The sequence below is a fragment of the Alkaliphilus serpentinus genome (assembly GCF_009017255.1).
GTDB lineage: Bacteria > Bacillota > Clostridia > Peptostreptococcales > Natronincolaceae > Alkaliphilus_D > Alkaliphilus_D serpentinus.
Genome location: NZ_WBZB01000081.1, coordinates 1 through 3,329, shown reverse-complemented (window position 1 = coordinate 3,329; position 3,329 = coordinate 1). Strand labels below are relative to the sequence as shown.

Genomic DNA, 3,329 nt, shown 5'->3' with positions numbered 1-3,329 from the left:
TAAAGATCAAAAACTCTTAAATAACAAAAGCATTTCATGCGTTAATTTTCTATGGTTAAAATGCTTTTGTTTTCCAGAGAACCCATGCGTTCTCTAGGACACTTCGTTGTACTCTCCTTATTTTTATAAGGGGGTTACCCCCTTAAAATCCCCCATTTAATAGGAAAAAAGAAAACTTTCCTATTAAATGAAAAAAGTCAAGGTAAACCCTTGACCTTTAGTATGTAGTTAATAGGTTTTTTTAATATTAAATTCAGCAGCCTCCACCCATTCCTTAGCCTTTAATAAATGGGCAACCAAGTTCTCGAAGATTTGGTAATGAGACTTCTCCTGTTCTATTAGATACTTGAATAGTTCTGTTGATATTGGGTCCTGAGACTGAGAGAGCATATTTTCATATAACTCAATGCTTTCCTTTTCTTTTTCTAAAGCCATTCTATAGGCATCTATCTGCTGGGGTTTAGCTTTTATATTAAGATTAAAGTCCTCTTCAGATTGAAATACATTTTTGTACTCTGACAGTGCATTATCATCCTCCAAATCATAGGGCAATTCTGCAGCCTTATTTCTTAATATTTCAGCATGAGCTTTTTCATCTTTGGCCAAAAAGGTAAAAATGGTATGTAGTCTATTATCTTTGTTTTTTTCTGCTTGTTCTTTATAATACTTTTCTCCTTCAAGCTCCATCTTAATTGCAAAATCTAAATAATTCATAAATCAGCCTCCTTAAAAATATTACTATCCTACAAATAGTTATGATTGATATGAGTGATTTATGAAAGATATACCCTTTACAAAAATTCATAAACTTATTTACAATGATTCCTGAGATTTTTTAATTTAAATGGAAGAGCTACAACAGAAATAGAATCCTTCTATTATGGTATATGTCTAACTCATAGCCTCTTTTATACTATATCAAAATTCTTTAAATCATCCTTATTTCCCAATACGATAAGAATATCATTTTCCTTTAAAATAGCTGTACTTTCTGGTAAGGGAGTTACCTTATCACCACTCTTGATGATTAGAGCAGTTATTCCATATTTTTTTCTGAGGTTTAAATCTTGCAGGCTTTTGCCTATCCATTCTTTAAGGGCAACTATCTCGAAAACACTATAATTTGATAACAGTTCAATATTATCCAATATATTAACGGATATTAGGTTCTGTGCTACTCTAACACCCATATCTCTTTCTGGATAGATGATTCTATCTGCTCCAATTTTGGTTAGGACCTTACCTTGGAGTTCATCTAAAGCCTTTGCAACAACATACTTAACACCCATCTCCTTTACCATTAGGGTAATTAGTATAGATGACTGTATATCCGAACCTATAGCAACAACGGCAACATCAAAATTTCTGATTCCTAGAGAACGTAAAGAGCTTTCATCCGTAGCATCCATCTGAACAGCATGGGTGGTATATTCACTTACCTCTTGGATTGTATCCTCATCCCTATCAATGGCCAAAACATTGTAGCCTGCTCTATATAAGGTTTTAGCAACGCTTGAGCCAAAGCGACCACAGCCTATAATTACAAATTGTTTCATTCAGCACCTCTTTCGTAGGTTATATATCCATAAAAAAACCTTTAGCATATTTTATCACTTGACAAAATAAAGCTAAAGGTCTTACAGCTTTGAATTCTCAAAGGATAAAGCCAGACAGCATTAATCTTCTGTCGGATGTTGACTTTATCACCTGTTATAGGTAGTTACTCCCCTTTAACAGACATATATAAAATACATGTCTTGATAAAAGAATAGCATTTTTCACAATTGAAAACAAAGGTTAATTTCAGCTGCTTCAGTTGGTTTTAAATGAAATTTAAAGGCCAAGCATCAATTCCTATTACTACCCTCACTTAATATCCATTAATCTTTAGTTTTCTTTAACTTTTGGAAGTGCATAAGACTTTTAATATCCTATAAAGGTATCCTTAATTATATTCTTAATGTTTTCTTCCTTTAACAGCTTTGTTACAGCATCTGTCATTTTCTCTGGACCTACTACGAAATAATTCCCTTCATTTCCATAATAAGAAATGTAGCTTCTAATCTCTTTGTTCATAGTTTCCCTGTCGCTCAAATACTTAACGACTAGGTTTAAGTCTTGAATCAATGAATCTAGTTCATCCTTATAGACATAATCCTTAGAACTATCCAAGTATATTAATTGAATATTTCTTGGTTTTTCCTGATCCACCAATGCTAAGTCCTTAAGTATTCCTCTAAAGGGGGTTATTCCGATACCACCGGCTATTAATAGTGTTGGCTTACTGTTTTTAATGTAAAAGGATCCGATGGGTCCCCTCATACTGATTTTCATACCGGGCTCTGAATCCATTAAAGCTCCTTTAAACTGACTGGGATTCTCACTAATTCTCATTGAAATTTTTATATGACCTTCCTGTGGAGATGAAGCTATACTAAAGGCCCTTGTAGATTTCTGAATCTTCACATGTTTAATTGTAAAAATTCCATGCTGTCCTGCCTTCCAATCAATCCCCTCAGGAGACTCAAATATAAAGGTAAATATATCTCCAGCCTCTTTATATTTTTTAATTAACTCTAACTCATACTTTTTAAATATCGGTAAAATATCCTTCAATGAAAACATGATCTTTTCCCTCCTTTATTTTATTTTTATTTAATACCCCCATAATTCTAAGTACTAACAAATTATGGTATAAAATTATAGCCCTTTGCTTGAAGATTAAACTAGCCTAGACTTAAGGCCATGCCAATATCATAGGCTTTTTCCATAGCTTTTTTATTTTTAGCTACAGCGTCTATTTCAAAGCATTTAGTAACAACAATATCTTTAACATGCTTTAAGCCCATAGCATTAAATACCTTCCTCATATATCGATAATATTTACCAAAAATAAATTTAAAGGGAGCTGCTTGGGTGTATGCCATTACTAATTTCTTACTTCCATATCGTGGCTTATGCTTTTCATCAATCATTGGATATAACCTATCCATAAAGACCTTTGTCTGTCCTGATACCTGCCAAATATATATAGGACTTCCTATAATAACAGCATCCGCTCCTATAATGGCCCTAAGAATCTCCTCCATATCATCCTCTGTGCTGCAAATTCCTTCCTTGAGGCAATCCCTACATCCCTGACAGCCCTTTATATTCATTTCATTTAGGTGGTATATCTTTGTTTGAGCCCCACTGTCAGCGGCACCCTTCAATATTTGATTTAATAGAGTACTTACATTACCATCCTTTGTTGGACTTCCTACAATTCCTACAACATTTTTCATAGTGATTACCTCCTATATGATAGAGGTAGTGTCAAGTTTTGACAC

The 3,329-nt window shown here is 33.5% G+C and carries 4 protein-coding genes; all 4 read right to left on the bottom strand.

The features are described 5' to 3' along the window. Positions 1 to 228: 228 nt before the first annotated feature. The 4 genes from F8153_RS15835 to F8153_RS15820 all read right to left on the bottom strand — a co-directional run bounded on the left by F8153_RS15835 (position 229) and on the right by F8153_RS15820 (position 3,284). The gene (locus tag F8153_RS15835) at positions 229 to 714 is read right to left on the bottom strand and encodes a ferritin-like domain-containing protein (RefSeq protein ID WP_151867330.1); all 486 of its coding nucleotides are present in this window, start codon (positions 712 to 714) and stop codon (positions 229 to 231) included. 194 nt (positions 715 to 908) lie between these two features. Continuing rightward, positions 909 to 1,556 (bottom strand): potassium channel family protein, encoded by a 648-nt coding sequence (locus tag F8153_RS15830; RefSeq protein ID WP_151867329.1) that lies wholly within the window; start codon positions 1,554 to 1,556, stop codon positions 909 to 911. A 367-nt stretch (positions 1,557 to 1,923) separates the two neighbouring features. Next, positions 1,924 to 2,625, bottom strand: a complete 702-nt coding sequence (locus F8153_RS15825; RefSeq protein ID WP_151867328.1) for an FAD-dependent oxidoreductase — start codon at positions 2,623 to 2,625, stop codon at positions 1,924 to 1,926. A gap of 101 nt (positions 2,626 to 2,726) precedes the next feature. Then, complete coding sequence (locus F8153_RS15820; protein ID WP_151867327.1) at positions 2,727 to 3,284, bottom strand: flavodoxin family protein; 558 nt, start codon at positions 3,282 to 3,284, stop codon at positions 2,727 to 2,729. Positions 3,285 to 3,329 lie beyond the last annotated feature (45 nt).